This is a genomic window from Streptomyces sp. Ag109_O5-1 (genome assembly GCF_003814875.1).
Classification (GTDB): domain Bacteria; phylum Actinomycetota; class Actinomycetes; order Streptomycetales; family Streptomycetaceae; genus Streptomyces; species Streptomyces sasae.
This window is the reverse complement of sequence record NZ_RKQF01000001.1, coordinates 11,308,279-11,331,587: the sequence shown is the minus strand read 5'-3', so window position 1 is coordinate 11,331,587 and position 23,309 is coordinate 11,308,279. Positions and strand designations below refer to the sequence as shown.

Annotated in this window: 21 protein-coding genes and 3 pseudogenes; 14 read left to right on the top strand and 10 right to left on the bottom strand. The window is 70.1% G+C overall.

All coding sequences use genetic code 11. From position 1 onward, the window contains the following. Positions 1-7: 7 nt before the first annotated feature. A complete protein-coding gene (locus EDD90_RS51740; protein WP_260328615.1) occupies positions 8-1,174 on the bottom strand; it encodes a hypothetical protein in 1,167 nt (388 codons plus the stop codon). Between EDD90_RS51740 and EDD90_RS51735 the strand changes: the two are divergent. The 4 genes and pseudogenes from EDD90_RS51735 to EDD90_RS51720 form a co-directional block, all read left to right on the top strand. Then, positions 1,152-1,735: pseudogene (locus EDD90_RS51735) on the top strand (IS5 family transposase); the annotation flags it as partial. The gene EDD90_RS51740 and the pseudogene EDD90_RS51735 overlap by 23 nt on opposite strands. 44 nt (positions 1,736-1,779) lie before the next feature. Beyond that, a complete protein-coding gene (locus tag EDD90_RS51730) occupies positions 1,780-2,265 on the top strand; it encodes a hypothetical protein (RefSeq protein WP_123980297.1) in 486 nt (161 codons plus the stop codon). Between the two features lie 10 nt (positions 2,266-2,275). After that, positions 2,276-2,431, top strand: coding sequence for a hypothetical protein (locus EDD90_RS56125; protein ID WP_185149535.1), 156 nt, complete (start codon positions 2,276-2,278; stop codon positions 2,429-2,431). 101 nt (positions 2,432-2,532) lie between these two features. Next, the gene (locus EDD90_RS51720; RefSeq protein ID WP_123980295.1) at positions 2,533-2,712 is read left to right on the top strand and encodes a hypothetical protein; all 180 of its coding nucleotides are present in this window, start codon (positions 2,533-2,535) and stop codon (positions 2,710-2,712) included. Between the two features lie 194 nt (positions 2,713-2,906). Here the strand turns inward: EDD90_RS51720 and EDD90_RS51715 are convergent, their stop codons facing one another. From EDD90_RS51715 to EDD90_RS51700, 4 genes are read right to left on the bottom strand one after another with little or no spacing between them, the layout of a single operon-like run. Further along, positions 2,907-6,215, bottom strand: a complete 3,309-nt coding sequence (locus EDD90_RS51715; RefSeq protein ID WP_123980293.1) for an SAV_2336 N-terminal domain-related protein — start codon at positions 6,213-6,215, stop codon at positions 2,907-2,909. Positions 6,216-6,225: 10 nt separating this feature from the next. Continuing rightward, entirely contained in the window at positions 6,226-7,200 is a 975-nt protein-coding gene (locus EDD90_RS51710; protein WP_123980291.1) for a MoxR family ATPase, read from the bottom strand. Continuing rightward, positions 7,197-9,455 (bottom strand): trypsin-like peptidase domain-containing protein, encoded by a 2,259-nt coding sequence (locus EDD90_RS51705; protein ID WP_123980289.1) that lies wholly within the window; start codon positions 9,453-9,455, stop codon positions 7,197-7,199. The genes EDD90_RS51710 and EDD90_RS51705 overlap by 4 nt, the downstream gene beginning before the upstream one ends. A 3-nt stretch (positions 9,456-9,458) precedes the next feature. Beyond that, entirely contained in the window at positions 9,459-9,854 is a 396-nt protein-coding gene (locus tag EDD90_RS51700; protein WP_384576823.1) for a CU044_2847 family protein, read from the bottom strand. 847 nt (positions 9,855-10,701) lie between these two features. Here EDD90_RS51700 and EDD90_RS51695 point away from each other — a divergent pair. Next, positions 10,702-12,408 carry an MFS transporter gene (locus tag EDD90_RS51695; RefSeq protein WP_123980285.1) on the top strand — a complete coding sequence of 569 codons (1,707 nt, stop codon included), beginning with the start codon at positions 10,702-10,704 and terminating at the stop codon, positions 12,406-12,408. Positions 12,409-12,556: 148 nt separating this feature from the next. On the opposite strand, the gene EDD90_RS51690 is transcribed toward EDD90_RS51695, so the two are convergent. Beyond that, positions 12,557-13,135, bottom strand: a complete 579-nt coding sequence (locus EDD90_RS51690; RefSeq protein ID WP_123980283.1) for a TetR/AcrR family transcriptional regulator — start codon at positions 13,133-13,135, stop codon at positions 12,557-12,559. An 88-nt stretch (positions 13,136-13,223) separates the two neighbouring features. On the opposite strand from EDD90_RS51690, the gene EDD90_RS51685 reads away from it, so the two are divergent. The 3 genes and pseudogenes from EDD90_RS51685 to EDD90_RS51675 form a co-directional block, all read left to right on the top strand. Next, positions 13,224-14,105, top strand: a complete 882-nt coding sequence (locus tag EDD90_RS51685) for an SDR family oxidoreductase (RefSeq protein ID WP_123980281.1) — start codon at positions 13,224-13,226, stop codon at positions 14,103-14,105. A gap of 315 nt (positions 14,106-14,420) precedes the next feature. Then, positions 14,421-14,711, top strand: a complete 291-nt coding sequence (locus EDD90_RS51680) for a DoxX family protein (protein ID WP_260328614.1) — start codon at positions 14,421-14,423, stop codon at positions 14,709-14,711. Positions 14,712-14,946: 235 nt separating this feature from the next. Further along, positions 14,947-15,057, top strand: a pseudogene (locus tag EDD90_RS51675) (AAA family ATPase); the annotation flags it as partial. Positions 15,058-15,133: 76 nt separating this feature from the next. Here EDD90_RS51675 and EDD90_RS59305 read toward each other — a convergent pair. Further along, positions 15,134-15,630, bottom strand: a pseudogene (locus EDD90_RS59305) (GNAT family N-acetyltransferase). Positions 15,631-15,685: 55 nt separating this feature from the next. Between EDD90_RS59305 and EDD90_RS51665 the strand changes: the two are divergent. From EDD90_RS51665 to EDD90_RS51650, 4 genes are all read left to right on the top strand, one after another. Further along, a complete protein-coding gene (locus EDD90_RS51665; RefSeq protein ID WP_123980279.1) occupies positions 15,686-16,114 on the top strand; it encodes an SRPBCC family protein in 429 nt (142 codons plus the stop codon). A 602-nt stretch (positions 16,115-16,716) separates the two neighbouring features. Beyond that, a complete protein-coding gene (locus EDD90_RS51660) occupies positions 16,717-18,318 on the top strand; it encodes a TROVE domain-containing protein (RefSeq protein ID WP_123980277.1) in 1,602 nt (533 codons plus the stop codon). A gap of 293 nt (positions 18,319-18,611) precedes the next feature. Next, positions 18,612-19,280, top strand: a complete 669-nt coding sequence (locus tag EDD90_RS51655) for a Type 1 glutamine amidotransferase-like domain-containing protein (protein ID WP_123980275.1) — start codon at positions 18,612-18,614, stop codon at positions 19,278-19,280. A 288-nt stretch (positions 19,281-19,568) separates the two neighbouring features. Continuing rightward, positions 19,569-20,051 (top strand): DUF6882 domain-containing protein, encoded by a 483-nt coding sequence (locus EDD90_RS51650; protein ID WP_123980273.1) that lies wholly within the window; start codon positions 19,569-19,571, stop codon positions 20,049-20,051. Positions 20,052-20,254: 203 nt separating this feature from the next. Here EDD90_RS51650 and EDD90_RS51645 read toward each other — a convergent pair whose 3' ends face one another. Continuing rightward, a complete protein-coding gene (locus tag EDD90_RS51645; RefSeq protein ID WP_123980271.1) occupies positions 20,255-20,770 on the bottom strand; it encodes a TetR/AcrR family transcriptional regulator in 516 nt (171 codons plus the stop codon). A gap of 155 nt (positions 20,771-20,925) precedes the next feature. Here EDD90_RS51645 and EDD90_RS51640 point away from each other — a divergent pair, with 155 nt between their 5' ends. Further along, on the top strand, positions 20,926-21,177 hold the full coding sequence (locus EDD90_RS51640; RefSeq protein WP_123980269.1) for a hypothetical protein: 252 nt from the start codon (positions 20,926-20,928) through the stop codon (positions 21,175-21,177). 36 nt (positions 21,178-21,213) lie between these two features. Here the strand turns inward: EDD90_RS51640 and EDD90_RS51635 are convergent, their stop codons facing one another. Then, on the bottom strand, positions 21,214-21,591 hold the full coding sequence (locus EDD90_RS51635; protein ID WP_123980267.1) for a VOC family protein: 378 nt from the start codon (positions 21,589-21,591) through the stop codon (positions 21,214-21,216). Positions 21,592-21,709: 118 nt separating this feature from the next. Between EDD90_RS51635 and EDD90_RS51630 the strand changes: the two genes are divergently transcribed. Next, positions 21,710-22,180, top strand: coding sequence for a GNAT family N-acetyltransferase (locus EDD90_RS51630; RefSeq protein ID WP_123980265.1), 471 nt, complete (start codon positions 21,710-21,712; stop codon positions 22,178-22,180). 143 nt (positions 22,181-22,323) lie between these two features. Here the strand turns inward: EDD90_RS51630 and EDD90_RS51625 are convergent, their stop codons facing one another. After that, positions 22,324-23,046, bottom strand: coding sequence for an SMI1/KNR4 family protein (locus EDD90_RS51625; protein ID WP_123980263.1), 723 nt, complete (start codon positions 23,044-23,046; stop codon positions 22,324-22,326). Between the last annotated feature and the right edge of the window lie 263 nt (positions 23,047-23,309).

Genomic DNA, 23,309 nt, shown 5'->3' with positions numbered 1-23,309 from the left:
GATGTGGCTATCCCTGACGAGCCTCTCGAGAAGCCTGATGTGCGGGCTGGTGGCCCACACGCGGCCCTGTGCATCGGGATTGTCGACGAGCCGCCCCAGCGGGTGCGGCATGTCGGTGCGCGTCCACGTGGGGAATGTCGATGAGGTAGATACCGGCCTGGCTCTTGTCGAATGCGTCCAGCGGGCCCGTGTGCAGCAGCTTGTTCGGGGCGAGGGGTACGGCCGAACACGCCGAGGGATAGGACCCGTTGCAGTCGATGAGGCACAGCACACCCCCGCCGAAGGAATCGGGCACGTCGATCTGGTCACGGCAGACCCGCGTGCCGTTCTCCCTGATGTACGGGACGCGGGTGACGGTGACGTCCGGGTGGACCCAGCGGGGCTCACCGTCCATGTGCTCACTCATCAGCAGCCACGGGTCGCTGTCGCGGTCCTCGGTGCGGATGACGGGGATCGGGTGCATCTTCGAGCGGCCGACCGCGTCCTTGAGGATCCGTAGGCCGGGGAAGACCGCGTCCTTGGGCTCGTTCTCCTCGTCCCCGGGCTTCAGGACGTCCCGCTCGTCTTCCTCGTCGTCGGATTCATCGGATCCGTCGCCCGGGCTGGGTGCCGTCTGTCTGCCGGCGGCGACTTCAGCAATGATCTCCGCGTACCCGGCACTGCTTTCAGGCCGGAGTTCTCCGTCCTTCGTGAAGACCGCGCCGTCTGTCGCCTCAACGGCCGACTGGCAGAAGGCGCGAAGGGCTGCGGCCAAGCGGTGGCCCGGGCCGGTGTCCGGCAGGGGAACCTGCGCGGCGTCGTGGACCAGGCCCGTCCCGAGCTCGGCCAACGTCTCACGGTCGTCGGCCAGCACGGCAGTGCGCAGCGCGTCCAGGGTGTGCGTGAGGGAGGCGGGCAGCCCCCGCTCGGCACCCGAGGTGTAGGGAAGCGCGGCGTCCGCGAGTTCCACGGCCGCACGATCGGCCCCCTGGTTCCCGGGGACATCAGTGAACCGAGCGTGGAGAAGGTCGGGTTGCAGGTAGACGGAGCCGAGGGTCCCGAAGCCCCTCTCGGCCACGGTGACCTGGACCCGGCAAGGGTCGTCGGTCGGGGTAAGCGTCACCAGGACATCGGCGTCCAGCAGCCCGAACAGCGTGGGATCGCTGCTGTCCTGGGCCGTGTCGGTGGACTCCACCGGCTGCCGCGCCCACCAGCACGCCGCCGGCGCCAGGAAAGAGGGGCGCAAGGCCGGGCCGAACCTGACGGGCACGGGCTCGGTCGCTCTCGCGGCGGCCTGAGCACGAAGGTCCACCTCGCGACGGCCGTGCACGGCCGCTGTCCCTCCATGTCACCGGAGGCCAAGCGGGTGACGCGCCGGCCGTCGAGGCCGTCATGTCAGGCATCCGTGTTCCGCGTAGTGGTCCCGGAAGACCGAGGACTCGGCTCGAGGCCGTCCTGGCGGACCACGCGAACTCGTCCCGCGCGATTCGGAAGCATCTCCGCCGCCGCGGGATCCGATCTGTCACCCCCAGCACTCCGACCAGGTCGGTCACCGTCTGCGCCGAGGGCGCGCTGGTGGCCGCCCGCCCGGATTCGACGCCGAGGCGTACAGGCAGCGCAACACGGCCGAGCGACGTATCGACCGGCCGAGCAGTGGCGGGGCCTGGCCATGCGAACCGACAAGCTCGTCATCGTCTACCAGGCCGCACTCCACCTCGCCGCCATCCTCGTTCGGGCCCGGGAACGAGTCGCGTAATGGGAGAGGCACGCGCCCTCAGCCCAGCGTGACAGCATGCGGCAATGGCTTTCCGACACCCCGACGGCGACTACACGATCACTGCGATGTACTCCGTGCCCGATGACGCCTGGTACTTGGAACTGGACCTTGTGGCCGGACAACGGAATCTCGTGACCGCTATCATCCCGGACGAGGATCCGGCCCGGGAGCCGACGGTGTGCTTCAACCCGCATGCACCACACGTGGAAGTTCCCTACGCGGTCATGCGCTGGTTCATGCACCAGGTCGACGAAGAGATCCGCACCTCCCGTGCCTGGATGCAGCTGAGGCCCGAACTCGTCGAGATCATTTACCAACTCCGTCAGGAGCACATGGGCGCCATCGGCGATGACACCTTCCCCCATGTCCTGGCGGAGGTGCGCGCCACGGTCCCCGAGGCAGACCTTCCCGCTGTTCTAGGGGCAGCCTTCGGGCGAAATCCCGACGGCACCGCCATGGACCATCTACAAGTGCCCCAGCCGACAGATGGTCAACGAGTCAGAACCTAGCCCTACAGCGTTGCCCAGCGCATCGGTGCCGATCCGGCCAGGGCGATCCTGCGGGTCGAAGGCCGACAAGGACCCGACCGAGTGGCTGCCTCCGTATGCCGACTACTGGTGCACCTACGTCACCAACTGGGTCACCGACAAAACCCGCTACAACGGTACGCCTTGACGGGCGATCTTGCGGACGTGGCGGAAGCCATCGCCGGTGGCCGGCCTGAGCGGCGGTGGATTCCCCACTCCGCGGGGTCACGTGACCGGCCCCGGGTGAGGATGTCCCGACTTCCGGCGGCCTGGCGCGGACTCGGCCGCGAGAGCCGCGCCTGGCTGCAAAGGCTCGCGGGCATGGCGGCGACCGCCGTGGCCGCCGGCGCGGTCCGGCCGCACGCGTCAGGCGGCTGCTGCCGGCAGCTGGTGGCCCCTGGCCCGCGCGCCATGGGACCGGTGCACTGATCTGGTCCCACTGGCGCAGACGCCACCAGGCCGTCGCCCGCGCCTACCGCACCCGCACCCGCACCCACACCCACACCCACACCCACACCCACACCCACGATGCACAGCCCGGCCCCGCCCCTGCTCGGCCGTCATGCCGCCAGGCTTGAAACTATGGCTCTGACCAGCGGGAATGGTGAAGTTCGACTGGAGTGCTAGGCCCGCTCGGCCAGGTCGAGGAACGCGGCAAGGGTCTGGGTCCGTACCCGGGCCAGTTCTCTGAACCGGCCGGCGCTCAGGTACTTGTCGAAGGGCACGGCCACCACCTGGTCGGGCATGACTCCGAGCCGGCGGGCGAGGCCGGCCGGCACCCGGCGCGCCGTGGGCCCCTCCACCTCCGTGACCACCACGAGCGCCTCGTCGGCCAGCCGCCATCGGCGGGCGTCCCGCAGCCCCGCGAGCATCCGTGCCGCGTAGGCGAGGGCGAAGTCCGAGATACCGCAGCACAGGACCAGCCGGTCGGTCAGGTCCAGGACGGTGTCCGCCGACGCGCCGAGCTGCTGCGGCGCCCAGTCGGTGAGGACGTACGAGTAGTAGGGCTCGGTACGGGTCAGGATGTGCTCGTACGCTTGCGCGTGCACGAAGTTCGGGCTGACGTGGCCCTGGGGGTGGGCCGCCACTTCGAGGCCGGAGGGCAGCGCGGTGGTGAGCGCGCGGACCGCCTGGTACGGCGAGTCGACGGGCAGGCCGGCGAGATCGCGCACGGTGGCCGGGTTGCGGTCGGTGAGGAAGTCGGCGAGGGCTCCCTCGTGCGACGCGCCGTCGAGGGCGAGCACCGGGTTGCCTCTGACGGCGGCGAGCAGCGAGCCGAGCACCATCGTCGTGGTGGACCTGCCGCTGTAGCTGTGGGCACCGACCAGGGTGAGCCGCCTGCCGTGGCGCAGGGGCGCGCGCAGCCGGGCGATCCGGGCCTCCGCCTCCTGACGGGCGATGCCGAACCGGGGCAGCCGGAAGGGAAGTTCGGCGGCGGGGGCGGGGCGCGGCTCGGTGAGGGGGATCCGTTCGGTGGGGTGGGCGGGGGTCGGGGACGGTGGGGTGACGGTGTCTTCCACGCGGGACTGGGCGATGTACCGGGCCAGCGTGTCGGCGATGTCCCCCGCGGCGGGACGCGCTGCCGGGTCTGGTTCCAGACAGCGCACAACGAGCCCCCTGAGCTGGTTCCAGGTATCGCCCTGCCACAGGTGCATGCCCTCGGGACGGCCCGGCAGCTCCCAGCCCGGCTTGCTGCTGACGAGCTGGAGCAGCTCACCCAGCGCACGCACGTTGTCTTCGACGGCCGGTGGGATGCCCGCACCCGGGTAGCGGCCGTCGACGGCGCAGTCGGAGAGTTCGCCGAGCACCACCGAGCGCCGCAGGACGAAGAAGTTCTCGGCGTTCAGGTCCCCGGGCACGATTCCGTGCAGATGGCACAGTGCCACAGCGCTCGCCAGATGCCAGCCCACGACCAGGGCGGTGATCTTGTCGAAGGGCGCGTGGCCCTCCGCGTGGGCCGTGTTGAAGATCTCCGCGAGCCGCAGGGGCGGGGAGGGCGTGGCGGTGCCGGTCTCCACGACGGGGGCCGTCGCCACCCAGGGCGGATCGTCGTGCAGGCCGTGGCCGAGCAGGGTGGGCGCGTACTTTCCGCCGAGCCGGTGCAGCGCCTCCGCCTCCAGTGTGTGGGCCTGGTCGCCCGCGGGACCGGGGCGCGGGGCGCGCACCATGGCCCGGACGCCCTGCGCGTCGACGCCGTCGTACTCCACCGTACGGCGCAGTCGCCGCCGTCGTAGCAGCCGGTACGGGCCCAGCCTTCTCGGGTCGCTCTCGGTGAGCGGCCCCCAGCCGTCCCCGCCGCCGCCCTGGTCCGGGCCCACGTCGAGGCCTGCTGTCTCCCGGTCGAAGGACACCCCGAACCGGGTGAGGAGCCGTCGCTCGATGCTGGTGAACGGGCGGTGGGTGCCCGGCAGTTGGGCCGGGCCCTCCGGGTGGGCGAGCCAGGCGGGGAAGTCGGGTGAGTTGCCCACGAGTTGTTCCAGGCGTTGTCCGATCCGCTGGCTGGTGCGCAGGAGTTCGGCCTGCGGGACGGCGTCGAGGAGGACCAGCCGGGAGGAATCGGTGAAGTCGAAGACCTGGTGCTTGGCGTGCAGGGGGCCGGGGACCGGCGCGGGGTGCGGGCGCAGCAGACCGCCGAGGAAGACCTCCGCGAGGTGCGAGGTGCGGGCCTGCCACGGGACGGCCGTCTGGACGAGCCGCATCACGGGCACCGTGAGCGGTGAGACGGCCGCCAGATGCGCGGCGAGGCGGTATGCCTCCGGGGTCGCCGCGTCCCGGAAGTGTTGAGGGTCGACCGGACCGGGGACGGTGCCGGATCCCGGGGTCCTGCCCGGGCGGGCCAGCAGCGGCAGCGAGCAAGTGGTTCCCGGTGAGGCGAGCAGCCTGGACCAGTCGCGCAGCGAGCCGGGGGTTGGCTCCAGGACCGGCACCGGTGCGCCGTTGAAGGCGGCGAGATCGGCGGGGAGCACCGGGTCGGCGATGTCCCAGGAGGTGTTGGCGCCGCCGATACGGCGGGTGGTGACCTGCCAACGTTCGGCGTGGATGCCGGAGCCGTCCCACAGGTCGGGTGGCAGGGTGTGCAGCAGGGCGGTGGGGCCGCGGGACGCCCACCCGGTCAGCAGCCGGTGCAGGGCTCCGCTGCGCCAGGCGGCACCCATGCCGTCGCTGACGACGAGCACGAGGGTGTGGCCCGAGGGGTCGACGACCGCGCTGAGCGGCACGGGGGCGCTGTCCGGCCCGAACGGGCGTGCGTGCAGGCGGGGTTGGTGGGCGTCGCGGGTGTCGAGGCCGAGCACCCGGGTGGTGGCGAAGGCGCCGAGCCGTTCGAGCAGGGTACGCAGTTCCGCGCCGAGGCGGTGCCACAGCAGCATGGACAGTCCGTCGTCGACGAGAAGCATCAGATGAAGCCAGCGCTCCTGCACGGGTCGCTGCACCACGTCGGGCAGCCGGGTCTCGGCGAGTTCGGCGGCGGTGTGTTCCTCGTCGATCTCCAGCCGGTGCGGGCTGGCCCGGCGTCGGCGCAACGGCCGTAAGGCGCGACCGAGTTCGAGTTCGGCGGCGAGGGCCTTGTCCTCGGGGACCCGGACCGGCATGGCCCGGCCGGGTTCGGGGCCGCGCCGCGTTCTGATGTCGGGCACCGCGGTGGGTGTCTGGCGGGCCGCCGCATAGAGGGAGGGGGAGGTGAGGTCGGGCAGGCCGGGGTCACCGGGATCCGGTGCGGGCACGTCGGGCTCGGGCCGGTCCGTGCCAGGGGCGGGCGGCTGCTCGACGCTCGGATGCCCGGCGGGCGCGGGGATGTTGAGCGCGGACGCGGCTCCGGCGGGCAGCCGCCGGGCCAGCCAGAGCACGTCGAGCACCTGGTCGGCGTCAAGTTCATGGCCCGTGGCCGACAGCACCCGCAGCGCCTCGGCAAGCCTCGCGCCTCCCCCTGGCATCAGACCCTCCTCACAGAGACCCGGTGAGCTGGTGCAGTACGGCGTCCAGCAGGCCCTCCGCGTCCAGGTCGACGCCGCCGGTGCGCAGGAACACGGCGTTGAGAAGCTGGTCGGTGGCGAGTTCGCCGGGGGCGCGGCGCCGCAGGAAGGCCTCGATCAGGTCGTCCGCGTCGCGCAGCGCCTCCTCGCCGAGGTGGGCGGTGACGATGGCGCGCAGCCGGGTCTCGTCGGGCACCGGCAGGTCGAGGCGGACACAGCGGCGCAGGAAGGCGGGCGGGAAGTCCCGTTCGCCGTTGCTGGTGATGACGACGACCGGGAACTCCTGGCACTGGATCCTGCCTTGACGCACCGTCACCGTGCCACGGTGATCGGCGGTCTGTACCTCGATCTCGGCCATGTCGGCGGGCAGGCGGGTGAGTTCGGGGATGTCGAAGTAGCCCTCCTCGAACACGGTGAGCAGGTCGTTGGGCAGGTCGACGTCGCCCTTGTCCATCTCGTCGACGAGCAGGGCGCGCGGCGTGGCGGACGGCACCAGGGCGGTGCCGAGCGGGCCGAGCCGGATGAACGTGCCTATGGACGGTTCGTGTTCGCCCCGGTCGCGGCTGAGGGTGGTCTCGCGCAGGCGGCCGATCGCATCGTACTGGTAGAGCGCCTCACGCACGGTGGAACGGCTGTTGATGGACCAGCGCAGCAGATCGCCCAGCCGGAGTTCGTGGGCGACGGCACGGGCGAGCGAGGACTTGCCGGTGCCCGCAGTGCCGGTGACGAGCAGCGGGCGCCGCAGATGGAGTGCGGCGTTGACCACGTCGGCGTGGCGCGGCTCGATCAGGTACGGCAGCTCCGGGCGGACGGCCGGTGCGGGGCTGAAGCGGCGCCAGGGCGGGGCGGAGGGCAGGGCCACGGGGCGGGGCACGCCGTCGCCGCGGAACAGGCGCCAGTCCGCGTCGGTCCCGTATGCCTCGTCTGCCTCGTGTGCGGAGGTCATGCGTTCTCCTGGGGTTCGGTCAGGTGCAGTCGGGGCACGGCACGGTCGGCGTCCGCCCAGGCGAGGACCGGACGCCCGGGGAACTCGGGGGCGCGGCTGCCGCGGGCGTTGGCCCGGTAGACACGTACCCCGTCGGGCAGTTCACGGGTGGCTACCTCCGCCATGTGCCGTACGACGTGCGACGAGGGCGAGACCGAAGCGGAGGTCATGGGAGAAGACGCCGTGGACGCCCCCGACGTTGACGCGTCGGAGACCGACGCTTCGGGGACCGACGCCTCGGACGCTGACGCGTCGGCGCCCCGGTCCCACACCACCACCGGTATGCCCACGGCGAGACAGACCTGCACGATCGCGTCGCGCGGGCCCGCCGGCACGTCCACGGAGACCCGTACGGTGTCGAGTCTGCCCATCAGCTCGTAGTAGATCTGGTGGGGATCCTGGGCGGGGTCGGAGACGACCAGGGTCTCGCCCGAGTCGAGCTGCCGCCATCGCTCACGCCAGTCGGGCAGGAACCGTTCGTGCCGGCGCAGCAGCTCCGGGCAGTGCACCACCAGGGGGAACTCCACCCCTAGCACCCCCGGCACGATCTCGCCGGGGGCCTGCGCGGCCCACTCGTCGACCGGGAGGTTGAGGTCGGCGCGGTCCACGAGCACCTCCACCAGCGGTCGTCCGCCGTCCGCGACGGCCGGCGCGAGGGTCTCCAGGACGCGCAGGAGTTCGCGGGCCGCCTCCGAGGCGGAGTAACTGCCGGAGCTGTCGGCCGACACCTGGCGCGGCCCGGTGCCCTCGTCGCACCAGATGCGCAGCCGGTACCGGCCGCGCCCGGCCCTGGTGATCCAGGCGAGAACCCGCACCCGCCGGGTCCCGCCACGCAGCATCCGGGCCCAGTCCTGGGCGTCCGAGCGGCGTTCGCGCAGAGCCGCGAGCGGGATGCCGAGCCGCCCGGCGACCCCGTCCGACCACAGGCGCAGCTCCGCCTGCCGGGGCGCGGGGCAGAGGGCGGCGACGTACTCGACGACCCGCAGCAGGACCGGCACCCGCGGGCCGCCGTCCGCGGAGTGGCCGTCCCCCGACAGCGTCTCCAGCCGGTCGAGGACGACGTCGAGGCTGCCGCCGTCACGGGGCACGGCGACCCGCTTCGTGGCCTCGCGCACCGCCTCGGGGAACCGGGCGAGGACCGGCCGGTCGACCTTGCGCAGTAGCTGGTGCAGCCGGAGGTGTTCGCGCGGGGAGAGCAGCAGAGGAGTGGGCGAGAGCTGTCCGGCGACCAGGACCCGGTCGGCAGCGCGGGCGTCCCGGTTGCGCAGGATCTCGGTGAAGGCGGCCAGGGCCCGTGGATGGGTGAGGAGGAATGCCGCGAACTCCTCGACCGCGGGCGGGGCGACGGGGCTGCCCGGTCCCACACCGCACGCGTGGGCCAGCTGCCGTGCGGTGTCGCCGAGCGTGTACTTCGACGGCAGCGCGTTCTCGATCGCCGTCACGAGCATTCCGTACGCTGGATCGTCCGGGTCGCTGAGCTGGAAGCCGAGCCCGTCGAGGGCGCCCAGCGGGCCCAGCTCAGCCTCGACCCGCTGCCACGGGATGCACCAGCTGCGCCGAATCGGCTGCTGCGGGGTGAACGGCAGCGGGCTACCGCATCCGTCCCTCTGCGGCAGATAGGCCGCGGCGACCAGTCCTACGACCGCACCGGCGCCGTCCTCCTCCCACCACAGGGGGCCTCCGCTGTAGCCGGGGCCGACAGCCATCCCGGTAGCCTTGCCGTCGAGGTAGCCGAACGGGCCGTCGAGGGCGGCGACTTCCAGGTCGGCGAAGGTCGCCCCCTGACCACTGCCGTGCCAGGCGCGCACCCGCTGGCCGGGCACCATGGCGGCACACGGCTCCGGCGCGGGGATCACGCCAGGCGGCGCGTCGACCCGCAGCACGGCGAGGTCACCCAGCCATTCGCCCCCGCCACCCCGGACGGGCCCGCCGTCACGGGTCCGGGGCGCGACCCAGTGCACCACCCGAGCGGGGTAGAGATCGGTCTTGCGGGGTCCCCACAGCGCGACAGGCACCTCGTCGAGGCCCGGCGTCCGCGTCTCGAACATAGGCCTGCCCAGCGCGTCGTTGACGACATGGGCACAGGTCAGCACGGTATCGATGCCGAGGACCACGGCCGCTCCCGCCGATTTGCCGTCGGCAGTCCGGCGTACCGAGGCGACCCGAGGCCCCAGCTCCCCGCCCGTCGCCACCCCCACCGCTCTGAACCAGCCCACGCCTCACTCCGCGCCGGTTGTCGGTTTCCAGCTGGCGGTCACGGTGAGGTGCGCCTGCCCGGTCCCGCCCACGATGCCCAGTTTGAGGTCCTGTCCCACCTGGACCCCGAAAGTCACACTCAGCTCACCGGGTGGCTCCGGTACGGCCCGCACAGCGTCGTGCACCCCCCGCAGCAACGGCCCCAGCGGCTTGAGCACCCGCCGTAACGCCCCCTCCGTGAACCCGGCGACCGCAGCCCCGGCACCACCACCCGCCGCCACGGGAACGGCCTTGACCATGCCTTCAGGGAGATCATCGGACTCGTCGCTCGCGACCGCGACGGCCGGTGGACCGGTGAGCATGAACCTCACGGCCGTACCGTCGTCGAACTCGCCGTCAATCACTGTGGACACGCCGATATTGTGATCGACCGGTCCGACCCCGACCAGACCGCGTGACCGCGGCTCTTCAGCCCCACTGCCCGGACATCGCGGTCCAGTTCATGGTCACGTGATCAAGTTCCGGGCCACCGGCCGGCAAACAGCATGGACAGACCGTCCATGACAGCAGCACGCGGACGGCGCCTCGCACCGTGCCGGCGGCGCATGGGGCCTGCCGTGCTTGCGGGGCCTGGACGCTCGAGTTCAGTTCGGGCCGCTGCCGGCGGTGCCAGAAATGGCACGGCAGGCACACCCGCCCGCTGGGACCGTGCACGCGCTGCGGGCGCGAACTGCCTTGCACTGTGCGGACGTTGCCGCGGTTGTCGCCCGCGCACATGCCCGCGATCGGGTGCCGCGCGCGGACGACAGCCGCCCCGAAAGCCGCGGCGACGGGCACGACAGGCGACCCCGGGCGGTACGACGCTCCCCCGCTCCCGCTCCTCCCACAGCGGACGCTCCCAGGTCAGCAACTGCTGTTTGCTGTGCGCCGACGGCAGCACGCGCATCAAGAAGACCGTGTCCGTGAAGGCGGAGCAGGCCGCGCGCGGTAGCACAGCCGATCATCACGACACGGCGGCGCCTGCCCCGCCTGGCAGGCGGCGGGATTCGATTCATCGCCGGTCAGCAGCTGAACAGGATGGATGACAGTTCGGCACTCGCACCTTCAGCGGCCGGGGATGAACCGAGTGAACGACCTCATGCAGACCCCTAGGCATACCGACTAGTCGGTACTAGCCTCTGGCCACGCTCCCGGAGCCGGGCCGCCTCGCACCCCAGTCCCACCGACGCAGGCACCCGGTTTCCGGTGATCCCTGGGAGGAGCCGTATGCCCGCCGCCACGACGCCGTTCGACGCCGACAGACCCGCGCCCGATGCGCCCGCCGCGAATGCCCGCACCCCGCTGACCCGGCTGTACCGCCGTGAACTTGCGGACTACCCGCCCACCGGCCGCCGTATGGCGTATCTCGCGATCGTGGTCGTCACCACTGTCGTCCTGTACTACATGCTGTACATCCAGTACGCGGTGGCGACATCGATCATCACGCACTTCGGCATGACGTACCGCTACTTCATCTGGGTCTCGGTGATCGGCAACGCGATCGGGGCCTTCGCCTCGCTCGTGGCCGGTCTGGCGGACCGCTGGGGCCGGGCGAATCTGGTGGTCTACGGGCTGCTGATCGCCGCGCTGCTGGTCTTCTTCGGACTGCCGAACGCGGCCGACAAGACCGCCTATCTGGTGCTCTTCGCGCTCGTCAGCTTCATCGAGGGCATCGTGCTGGTCGCCACCCCCGCACTGATCAGGGACTTCTCCCCGCAGCTCGGCCGGGCCACCGCGATGGGGTACTGGACGATGGGCCCGGTCATCGGCTCCCTGGTGGTCACCACCGTCACCAGCAACACCCTCGGCAGCGCCACCTGGCAGGACGAACTGCGCTATTCGGCGATCGCCGGGTTCGTCGTCTTCATCGCCGCACTCTTCGCGCTGCGCGAGCTGTCCCCGGCGCTGCGCGACCAGATCATGGTGACGCTGCGGGACCGGGCGCTGGTCGAGGCGCGCGCCAAGGGGCTGGACACCGAGGCGCTACGCCGTGGCGAGTGGCGGCAGATGATGCGCCTGGACGTGCTGGGCTCGGCCTTCGCCATCGCCGTGTTCCTGCTGCTGTACTACGCGGCGGTCGGCAACTTCGTCGTCTACTTCGCGACCGTCTTCGGCTACAGCGAGCAGCGCACCAACGCACTGGCCAACTGGTACTGGGCGGCGAACGCCATCGCCCTGGTCCTGGCCGGCCTGCTCTCGGACCGGCTGAAGGTGCGCAAGCCCTTCATGATCGCCGGCGCGGTCGGCTCCGCCGCGATGACCGCGATCTTCGCCACCCGCGCCACCCACCTGACGACCGGCTACTACACCTTCGCCTGGCTGTTCGTCGGCATCGGCGTCTTCAGCGGCATCGCCTACGCGCCCTGGATGGCGAGCTTCACCGAGACGGTCGAGAAGCACAACCCGGCGGCGACCGCGGCAGGTCTGGCGGTGTGGGGCTGGACGGTGCGCATCGTGGTGGCCGTCTCCGCAGCCTTCATCCCGGTACTGGTCACCTCCGCGACCCCGCTCGTGGAACACGGCGCCGAGGTCAAGGCCGCCTCGGCACAGGCGGCACCCGCACTCGCCGTCATCAACGCGCACCCGCAGCTCTTCGCCGAACTGAACAAGTACACCCCCACCACCGTCCCACCCGCGTTGAGCGCCCGCGCCGTCCAAGAAGTCGGCACGAAGGACCTCGCCGTCGTGCACAAGGCGGCGCCGCAGCTCGAGGTACTGCAGAAATACGGCGCCGACGTCCAGAAAGCAACGAAGAACGGCCCCGGCCAATGGCGCGACTGGTGGTGGATCTGCGTCGCCGGCCAAGCACTCTTCCTGCCGTTCGTCTTCGTGATGGCAGGCCGCTGGAACCCGAAGAAAGCACGCATCGACGCCGAAGCGCACCAGGCTGCCGTCAACCGCGAACTGGCCGCCCTCACCGCCACCGAGCACTAACCGGGCACGGAACCGGCCGCCCTGGACAGGGCGGCCGGACGCGGGGGACATCACATACAGGACAGGGCGTCGGACACGCGACAAGATGCGATCCGCCGGACGCCGTCCGAAGGCGCACATCAACGGCTGCCTGCATCAAGGTCACAGTTCAGCCCAGCGACGCCGTCGCCGCACGCAGGTCTTCCAGGGCCGCCAGCGCATGCGGCGCGAGCCCTCCCTCGTCGTCACGATCACATTCCGACCACCGGGCATAGCCCCGCTTGAACGCGAGAACCCCCAGTTCACCCGCCAGATGTGCAGTCGGGTCGGGGACGCCGCGGTCGATGAGCGCGGCCGTCATGGCGGCCGCGAGACCGACGCTCTTGAGGGTGTCACGCTCCTGAAGTTCGGTGCTGGCTGCCACGGCTGCCCTGATACGGGGGCCGAGTTCACGGTTCGCAGGCCCCATGGCGCCCGATGCGCGCTCAAGGCCGGCCGCCACCGCCTGAAGCGGGCTGGCGTCCGCAGGCGCCTCGGCGATGCCGTCGGCGAGCAGCCTGCTGAGCGTTTCCTGGCCGGCGACCAGCAGCTCGCGCTTGTCGGAGAAGTGCCGGAAGAAGGTGCTCTTGGTGACGCCGGCGCGCTCGGCGATCTGCGCCACCGTGGTGGCGTCGTATCCCTGCTCGGTGAACAGGTCGACGGCCGCAACGACGAGTCGCTGGGTCGCCCCTGGTTGCCATCTAGCCATGAGACCAGGATAAGTGATGGGACTTCCGTCCCATCACCGTGTAGGGTCAGTGATGGGACAGAAGTCCCATCACTTTCAGGGAGAGCTCATGCATGTCTTCGTCACCGGCGGTACCGGCACCATCGGCTCCGCCGTCGTTGCCGAACTGCTCGGCAACGGCCACACCGTTCTCGCGCTGGCCCGTTCGGACGGCTCCGCACAGGCCCTTGAGAGCGCTGGTGCCACGGTGCTGCGGGGAGACCTGTCGGACCTCCACGTCCTGCGCGCCGGCGCCGCGCAGTCCGACGGCGTGATCAACCTGGCTTTCGGCCGCGACTACAGCAGTCCCGATGCACTCGCGCAGGCCATCGCCCAGGAGAGCGCCGCCCTCGCCGCACTGGGGCAGGAACTCATCAAGAGCGACCGCCCGATCGTCACCGTCTCGGGTACGCCCTGGGTGCCGGGACGCGCCTCCACCGAGACCGATCCGCTGCCGACCGACGGACCGGTGGCCGGCCGAGGCCGTTCGGTCACGGCACTGCTGGATCTCGCCTCGCGCGGTCTGCGCAGCACAGCTGTCCGCATGCCGCGCACCGTCCACAACGAGGGCCAGGGCGGATTCGCCGGCCTGCTGGTCGACGCAGCGCGCCGTACCGGAGTGTCCGGTTACCCCGGCGACGGCACCCAGCGCTGGCCGGCCGTGCATGCGCGCGACGCAGCGGTCCTGTTCCGCCTGGTCCTCGAGTCGGCACCAGCCGGGACGTCATGGCACGCCGTCGCCGACGAGGGCGACGCGGTACGGGACATCGCGACAGTCATCGGCCGGCGGCTGGGCCTGCCGACCGAGGCGGTCCCGCAAGAGGACTTCGGCCCGTTCGGCCCGATTTTCGCCATGGACCAGCCGGCCTCAAGCGCCCACACCCGCGAAGCCCTCGGATGGCAGCCGACACACTCCAGCCTCCTCGAAGACCTGGAAAACATCCGGCCCTGACACCCGCCCGTCCGACAAGAGCCGTCCTGGGTCCGTCGACCATGACCACCGCAGGCTCGTCGCAGCGCACGGCAATGTCGCGGCTCTCCCCAAGAGACCGCCCGAACTGCGGATGTCACCTCTCGGAGGCCGGGCTCGTCCAGGAAGCGAACACTCAACCGTCGTTCTCGCGAAGCAGGAGACCTTCGTGTTCGCAGCCTACCTCGGGTCACCCTTCTCACCTCGGCCGGCAACGGTTCGGCCGTCATCGCCAACTTCGCCGGCCATGGATATCCCAAAAGCCAAGCAGAGAAGTTGCGCGTGCCCTGATCCTGGATGCGCCCGCTGGGAGAGCTGCTTGCAGCGGGCGCGCTGGGGCTGCTGGCCGGATCTGCCGTACCAGTGCTGGGCGCGCTCGCCGCCGCCGGTCTCACGCTGTACTTCGTCGGTGCGTACTGCGCACACATGCGAGTCCAGGACCGCCAACTGGGCTTGTGGGCCGTGTCATTCCGCCTGGCGGCGGCCGCCCTGGCCGGCGGTCTCTACCGACTGCTGGTCACGGGAACGGGCGGGCACGTGGTCGGCATGCGACGCCTTCCCTCAGCAATCCACCACCGATCCGGGTAGCGAACACAATCGCAGGCCAGTCCCCCTCCAGACAAACGGCACCCAAAGACGACCTTCTCCGCCCATGACTGCCAGGGCATCCGCCGCGGGGCGAAGGAGAGCAAGGCCGAGCTGTTCTCCACCCCGGCCGAGGCTGCCGGGGCCAGGAGGACCGACGTGGGTGTAGTCACATCGAATGTTCGATTCGAAGATGCGGCTGGCGATGGGATTCGCGCTGTCCCAGGTGGCCGACGGCGCCATCGTCGACCGCCTCACCTTCAACGGCACCATCATCGAGACCGGCACCGACTCCTACCGCCTCGCCGGCACCCGAGCACGGGCCGAGGAGCCCGCCAAGGCCGGCTGACACCCGACGGCCCCATCTTGGTGGACCTCGCTCTCACGGGCGGCGTCCGCCAACAGGAAATACCCGAATCCCCCACTCAGCTCGCTTGTTGAGCGTGCTCGGATGTCCTTGCCTTCCACTGATCTGCCGTCATCCGCCAGATGACATCAACCCCCGCTTCGCCAGGAGCGACGGGCCCTTCAGGTGCTTCTACGCGCTCAACCTCAATGAACCCCAAGCGGCGGGCGACGGCTCCGCTGGCAGGGTTGGCGGCATCATGATGGATCTCGATGCGGTCGGTGCCTGCCAGATGGAAGCCCTGGCGGACAAGAGCCGCAGCAGCCATCGTGGCCAGACCCCGTCCGGTCCGAGGCCGCCCGCTCCGATGCGGCGCATGAGGCCACAGCTGCCAATCACCGCAGCATCCGATGTGATCGCAAAGCCGAAGGCTTGCCTGGCCTCCCACTCCTCCTGGTTCCGGGCGAGGAAGTCGGAGGTTTGCTGTCTGCCAGGGTCGGCCGCCCAAGGCATCCACGGCACCAGATGGTCCAGCGACTCGTAGATCGCTTGTTCCAAGGCGTCGAGATCCGTCATGCGCCACCGGCGCAGCCCAACCTGGTCAGAACTGAGGCTTTCGGCAGGCTCTTCCATGGCTTCCACCACCGCATTCATCGACGTCCCGGAAAGCCCCGACCGCATCTGGCAGCTCATCGGCGGCTTCGGCTCCCTGCCGGACTGGCTTCCCTACATCCCCGAGAGCGAACTGAGCGAGGGCGGACGCGTACGCCGCCTGACCAACCAGGACGGCGGCGTGATCGTCGAACGCCTCCAGGCCTTCGACCACACCGCGCGCAGCTACTCGTACGCCATCGAGCAGGCGCCCTTCCCCGTGACCGGCTACCTCTCCACCCTGAGCGTGCATCCTGTCCCCGGCCAAACTGCCGCCGCTCGCGTCGAATGGTCCGGTTCGTTCACCCCCGTGGGCGTCAGCGACGCCGATGCCGAGGAGCTCTTCCACGGCATCTACACCGACGGACTCGCCGCGCTCCTGAAGACTGCTCAGGGGTGGCGGGGCTGAACCCGTGTGCGACAGCAGCGCGTCCAGTTCGCGTGTGCTGCCGGACCACCACCGGCAGTGCTCGCGTAGGTCGTTCGGGGTCTGCTGCACATCTCCCGCAGGGCGGGCGCCAGTTCGCACATGTGCGGTGCGGTTGTGGGGCAGATGCCGCCATGCGGTGAAGGTGCGCTCCAGGCAGATCCGGGTCCGAACGGTTCCGGGCCGGGCGGGCCGGCGTGGAACTGATCGCCACTGTGATCGCCCTGATCGGCGGCCGTGCAGCCGCCGGCGACGCCGTGTACGGGCCGATCGCCGAAGCCCCGCCCGGCGCGGTCGGAGGTCCACAGAACGATCACACGCCTGACAGCCTGGAACGGCACCGAATAAATCGTTGGTGCGCGACCCCGTGGCACTTGTACGTTGGCATCGCGACCGCGCCTCCGATGCGCTCGGCTGCGGCTACTTCCTTCTGACAACCAAGTGACGCCGCCGCCTCCTTTGATCTCGGCAGGCGCGGGCGTCTTCGCCCCGTCGGACCTTTTGGCCGGGGCCGTCCAGTCCTTTGAATCCGGGGGGATTCGCTGCCTCGTTACACCCCACGCGTCTCCAAGATCTGGTCCGAGATGCTCGTGGCCCCGCACGTCTCGGCGGCCGCCCGCTCCCTGCCCCTACCACGGCCCGATCACGGGTCCCCCTGGCCGGACCTGCGCACCTACGAGGGCGGCCAGGCCTTCGTCCGGGAGCCTCGTGAGGAGCTCTTCCTCCTCGCGGTCGGCAACTTCGTCTCCCAGGCGACCTTTTACGAGAGCGGTGCGGAGCGGGACGACCGGTACGCCCGTCTCGTCGGTGAACTCGCCCTCCAGGATCCCGTGTGGACGGCCGGACTGCTCCGCTGGCTCCGCGGCGAGGGCAACATGCGCACGGCGTCCCTGGTGGGCGCCGCCGCATACGTGCGGGCCCGACTTGAGGCCGGGGAGTCCGGCGGCCCGTCCAACCGGTCCGTGATCGACTCGGTGCTCCAGCGCGCCGACGAGCCCGGCGAACTGCTCGCCCACTGGATCTCGGCGTACGGGCGCAACGTGCCGCAGCCGGTGAAGCGGGGCATCGCCGACGGCGTACGCCGTCTGTACACCTCTCGGTCCCTGCTCAAGTACGACACCGCGTCCAAGGGTCTGCGCTTCGGCGACGTCCTCAACCTGGTGCATGCCTCCCCCGACCCGGGCAAGCCCTGGCAGGGTGCGCTCTTCCGGTATGCCCTGGACCGTCGCCACCACCCGGAGCAGGCGGTTCCGCCTGCCTCCGACCACCTGCTGACCGCCCACCGGGCACTGCTGGAGTCGGCTGCGGACGAGCGGCGGGCGCTGGTGACCGGGCCGGGCGGCTCCGAGCGGCTGGCCGCGGCGGGGATGACGTGGGAGGCCCTGGCGGGTTGGCTCCAGGGACCGATGGACGCCGCTGTGTGGGAGGCCATGATTCCCACGATGGGGCCGATGGCGCTCCTGCGGAACCTGCGGAACTTCGACGAGGCGAGGGTCTCGGCCGAGGTAGCGGCCCAGGTCGCCGCTCGGCTTTCGGATGCCACCGAGGTGGCGCGGTCCCGGCAGTTCCCCTTCCGCTACCTGGCCGCCCATCAGCACGCGCCGTCGCGGCGCTGGGCGGCCGCGCTGGAAAGGGCACTAGGTCACTCGCTGGCCAACGTACCGTCCCTGGCCGGCCGGACCCTGATCCTGGTGGACCGGTCCGGCTCCATGTTCTGTGACACCGTCTCCGCGGGGTCCAAGCTGACCCGGGCGGACGCGGCGGCCGTGTTCGGCACGGCGCTGGCCATGCGAGCTGAGCAGGCGGATCTGGTGGAGTTCGGCTGGAGCAGCGCGGAGGTGCCGTTCGAGCCGGGCGAGCCGGTGCTCGAGGTACTGAAACGGTTCCACAGTCTCGGAGGCACCCACACCACGAAGGCGGTACGGACCCATTACCGGGAGCACGACCGGGTCCTGATCGTCACCGACGAGCAGGCCGCCCCCTACGGCCCCGGAGGACCGGCCGAACCGGTCCCGGCCGATATCCCTGTCTACACCTGGAACCTTGCGGGATACCGGCCCGCCCACGGCCCAACGGGCCCCCACAGGCACACCTTCGGCGGCCTCACGGACGCCGCGTTCCGGATGGTCGGCCTCATCGAGGCCGGCCGCGAGGGCGCATGGCCGTGGACCGGCGAGCCGGCCTGATCCGTACGGACGTCACCAAGGTCCCTGGGGTGTGCGACAGGTGGCCCGCCAGGAGGCGGGATCACCGCCGCTGCTTGCCACGTTGGGCTCCCGAGGCCGGCCGCCCTCCATTCGGGCCGGTGACACAGGACGGTCACCCGGATGCCGTCGGTTCCAGGGTGCCCCGGTCACGCGGGAGATCCACTCCGATCTCACAACGAGCTGCGGGTCTTCTCACTGCGGCGGGTTACGGGCCGTTCGTGGTGGATCTCGGGTTCGTTGCGCGGGCCCGTGAGTCGTGCTTGGCTCGCCCGATGAACTTTCTGCTGACGGCGAGTGGCCTGCGTAACGAGACGCTGCGGGATGCGCTGCGGGACATGCTGGGCAGGCCATTCGGATCGGCGAACGTCGTGTACGTTCCCACGGCATCAGTCGCGGAGCCCGGGGACCACGGGTGGTTCGTCGCGGACATGAACCGGCTGCACGGCCTCGGCTGGCGGGAGTTCGACGTACTGGAGCTGAATGGCCTGCCCCGCCAGATGGTGCTCGACCGGCTGCTCCACGCCGACGTCATCTATGTCGAGGGCGGCAGCCACTACCACCTCGCGCGCAGCATCACCGGCAACGGCCTGGCCGACGGCTTCCTGGAGGCGCTGGAGAGCCGGGTCTATGTGGGGGTCAGCGCCGGATCAATGATCTTCAGCCGTCATCTCACCGGACACTCCGCCGACGTCATCGGGGACACCGCGGACCTCCATGTGCTCGGCGCGACGACCGTGGAGCCGCCGTTCGGCCTCTTCGACTGGTATCTCAAGCCCCACCTGTACTCACCGGATTTCCCCGAGCGGGACGACGCCTGGGCTGATCGCATCTCTGCACGGGCGGACTTCCCGATCTACTTCATCGACGACGAGACGGCCGTTCGCGTCCGGGACGGCAAGGTGGATGTCATTTCCGAAGGCCGGTGGCGGTTCCATCCGTGACTCGATACGCGCCGTGGGAAGCCCCGGACAGGGCAGTACGGCGCCCCGAGGCGCTCCGCTGCGGAGCGCCAGGGTGGGCACCTGTGTCAGGCGGCTTGCGCGAGGTAGTACGGAGTGAAGTCCGCGTGCTCGTAGAGCGGTTTCCTCGCCGGTGTTGGATCGTCGCGGCATACTCACCGGCATGAGTTCCGCGAACGGCGGCGGCGGCTGGCCGGCCGGACCCGACCACGTCGCATGCGCAGGCCGGGGTGGCAGGATCTTGCCGACAGTTCCGCACGAGGAGGCGACATGGACGACCGCTCGAAGCATGACCACTCCGGCTGGGAGGCGGTCGTGCTCGCGGCTCGGGAGCGTGCCCGCTCGCGACAGGTCGCAATGGTCGAGCGCTTCGGCCTGTCAGGAGACGTGCAATACGACTGGTCGATGGACGACGCTCACATCACGTGGTCGCGGGACGGAGAGGTGTTCCTCACCGGCCGACTCACGGTGATCGGAAGCGTCAGCGTCGCCCAGCAGACCTGGCTGTGGTCCTGGGCGAACGCGTCACTCCCGCACGCCGCCCTGGGCGACATCGAGCGGGTGCGCCAGTTCGGCGAGGAGAACGACTACCCCGTCCTTCCCTGGCCAGGCTTCAACAACCACCCCGAACTCGTCGCTGAGGCACGGATGGTCGCAGCCTCCGTGCTCGACGCCGAGGGACTGTGGGTGGAGTCGACGGACGACGTGCAACTCCACTTCATGGTCCACGACCTGGTACTCGCGGCCGAGTGATAGCGACGGTTGCACGAATGCCCAGGCTGTTGGCGCTGACTGCCGGACATCAAACGACAAGCTGAGTGGCGGCGGCGAGGAGGAGTTCCGCGCCGTCTCTCCAGCCTCCGGCGTACGTTCAGACACCGCCGGACACCGACGCGGTGCGGGCCTCCCTCGCGAGCAGGCGGGGTCGCGGGGTGCTGCGATGAGGGAAGCGGCGACTACCGCTGCTCCAGCTGCTGAGCCACCGTCTCCAGCAACTCGTCGGCGAGCGCGGGGTCGGCGACGGCCCTGGAGAGGAGGGTGGCGCCGACGAGGGCGCTGAGGGTGAGCATGGCCTCGGCGCGGGCCTCCTCGGAACCGTCGCCGCCGAATCGGGTGAGATAGCCGCGCACCCACTTCTCGTACGCCTCCTTGAGGGATTGGTCGCCACGGCCGGCAGCGGCGCCGAGGGTGACCAGGGCGCAGCCGATGCCGGGGGAATCGCGGTGTTCCTTGGAGAGGTAGGTGTCGATGAGGCCGGTGCGCCGGCCCTGCTCGCTCCTGCCCGCGAGGTCCTCGATCTGCGCCGAGCCCTCCGGCAGGGCCGCCGTGGCGGCCTGGGCGATCAGGTCTTCGCGGGAGGCGAAGTGCTTGTAGAAGCCGCCGCGGGTCAGCCCCGCCTCCTGCATGATCTCGGCGACACCGGGGCGTGACATGCCGTCCTCGCGGATCTTGCGGGACGCGATGCGCAGCACCCGCTCAAGGGTCGCCGCCTTCTCCGCCTGCGAATGCCCCCTGCCGGACTCCCTTCGAGGAGCGGCCTACGCCACTCCCACATCAAGACGATTCCCATCATACAAATGGGCCGTCGCCACGCCGATCCGGTCGCGGCGCAGCACTCCACGTCTGGATGATTCACGACTTCCAGAATCAGGATGATGCGTGTAATCCTGATGCCCGTCCACAGCCCCGCGGCGCCTGCGTGCGCCCGTCGGTGCACGTGCCGGCCGCGGCCAAGCGGCTGTTCTTGATCCGGCGGTGGCTGACGCGCAGCAGAGCCCTGCACCATCGCGGCTTGACGATCCATAGGGGCATCAAGCGCGGGTATGTCTACCTCGGCACGGTGACCGCCGCCACCCTCCTCATCTGGCTCCGCTCGTGATCGTGCGCCGACGCGCCCGCGGCCTGTTACCTCTCCTCAGTGCCGCACCAGGCAGAACGGATGCCCTGCCGGATCGGCATAGACACGCCAGCTTCGTCCACCGGAACCGTCATCCAGCATCCGCGCCCCCGAGGCCAGTACCTGTTCCTGGGCTCGGTCCAGCTCAGCGACACCGAAGTCCAGATGGAACTGCTGAGGCCGGGTCGAGTCGGGCCACTGCGGCGCCACGTAGTCAGCCACCCTTTGGAAGGCGAGAACGAGTCCGGACGGCGTGTGCAAGGTCGCCCAGCCGTCGCTCAGGGCCCATCGCCGATCCTCCTGGTTGACAGCCCCACCGAGCAGCGCCTGGTAGAACTCGGCAAGTTGCGTCGGCTCGGAACAGTCCAGCACCACGCACTGCAGGTCAGCGATCATGGGCTGATCCTAAGCGGTCGCCAGACAGACCCGACCTCGATATCCAAGATCGCAGCGACAAGCCCTAGTCTGGGCCGGCGATCCGCGTACCGATCTTGTGGAGAGTGAGACTGCACCTATGGGCATTTCTCTGCGCGAGCTTGAGGACAGCGACCTGCCGATCTTCTGGCAGCATCTGACGGATGCCAGGTTGCAGCAGATGGCAGCCGTGACCAGGAAGTATCACTACGACCGCGGCCACTTCGACCAGCACTGGACAAAGGTACGCTCGGACCCGTCAGTGATCTTGCGAACCATTGTCGCCGACGGCGTTGTGACAGGGCACGCCGCTGTCTTCGGTCCGCCGTCGGAGCGTGAGGTCACGTACGTCGTCGGGCGAGCACATTGGGGCCAGGGCATCGCCACCGCAGCCCTTGCCGAACTGGTCAAGCTGGAGCCCTCGCGGCCGCTGCACGCCGACGCCGCCGCCGACAATGCCGGCTCCATCCGCGTGCTGGAGAAGTGCGGCTTCGTCGTCGTGGGGAAGAGCAAGTGTTTCGCCCGGGCCCGCGAAGCGGAGATCGACCTGGTGCACTTGACGCTGAGCTGAGCCCGCTGCCGCCGTCAGATCACCGGACCCGCGCGAGGTCGAGCAGGCGGGCGGCGCCGAGCATGGGCTGGTGAACGCCGTTGCCCTGCGGAACCTGTTCAACGAGCTCCTCGGCTGCCCGGTGGGTGTGACTTCATGTGACTTCAGCCGACCCAAGGGCCTGGGAGCTGTTCACGGATGGTCTCCAGATCGGAAGCCGTGCGCCCGCGCGCGTGGATCCAGGACTGGTCCTGAAGGCCATCCCGCCGAATCACTCGGCCGGGGGCCGCATACCAGCGCATCGGTGAGTCGTCCTCGCTCGCCCACATCGGATGGTCGGGCAGAGCGACCCGGGCATACCGGGCGTGGAGATCCGGCATCAGCGCGTCGGGCAGCTCGCAGGCGTCATAGACGTTGCCCGCCGCGAAGAGCGACTCACTCAGCACCAACTCGACCCATGCCCGGGACATCCGATCGAGAAAGGGAACCCAGCCCTGATGCGATTCCACCACCACCGGTGGATCGTCCTGCTCGATCTGGGTCAGGGGGATGCCCCATAAGGCGCAGTCCTGGTTCTCTCGACGGAAGACCAGGACGCCGTCCAAGGCATCATCGACATAAAGGCCAGATGGATTGACCAGAGGGTCCTGCTGCCGGATCAGGTCGTCCCGGCGGCCGAAGAGCGCATATCCCTCGCTCAATGCGGCCGGGAGCTCAAAGCCCAGATCGGCCTCCGCTGCCGCCAACTCGTCAGCGGTGCAACCATCCTCCGGCTCCACCGGACGGCCCACCCATGCGTCAGCGAACCAGCACACGAACTCCCAGGCGTGGAAACGAGTACGCACTCCGCCTCGCAGAGTCACCGCCACATCAGGACCGTCCAGCACGCCACGGACGTTACCGCCCTCCTCAGCGTGCAGCCGACACTCGCGATGATTCAGCAGCAGTGACGCAGGCGCCATCCGGTGAGCGGGCCGCATCCTCCGCTTGTTCGTCCGGCTAACGCGTACAACCGCATTCGGCACGTAGTTGCGCCCGTGCGGCGAGACTACGAGGTTCTCGTGATGCGCCACCTGCCGCACGTCCGGAAGATGGGGCACTGTGTGCACTTCATCCGACACGACTCCGGCGAGGCCCGCTGACGATTGTG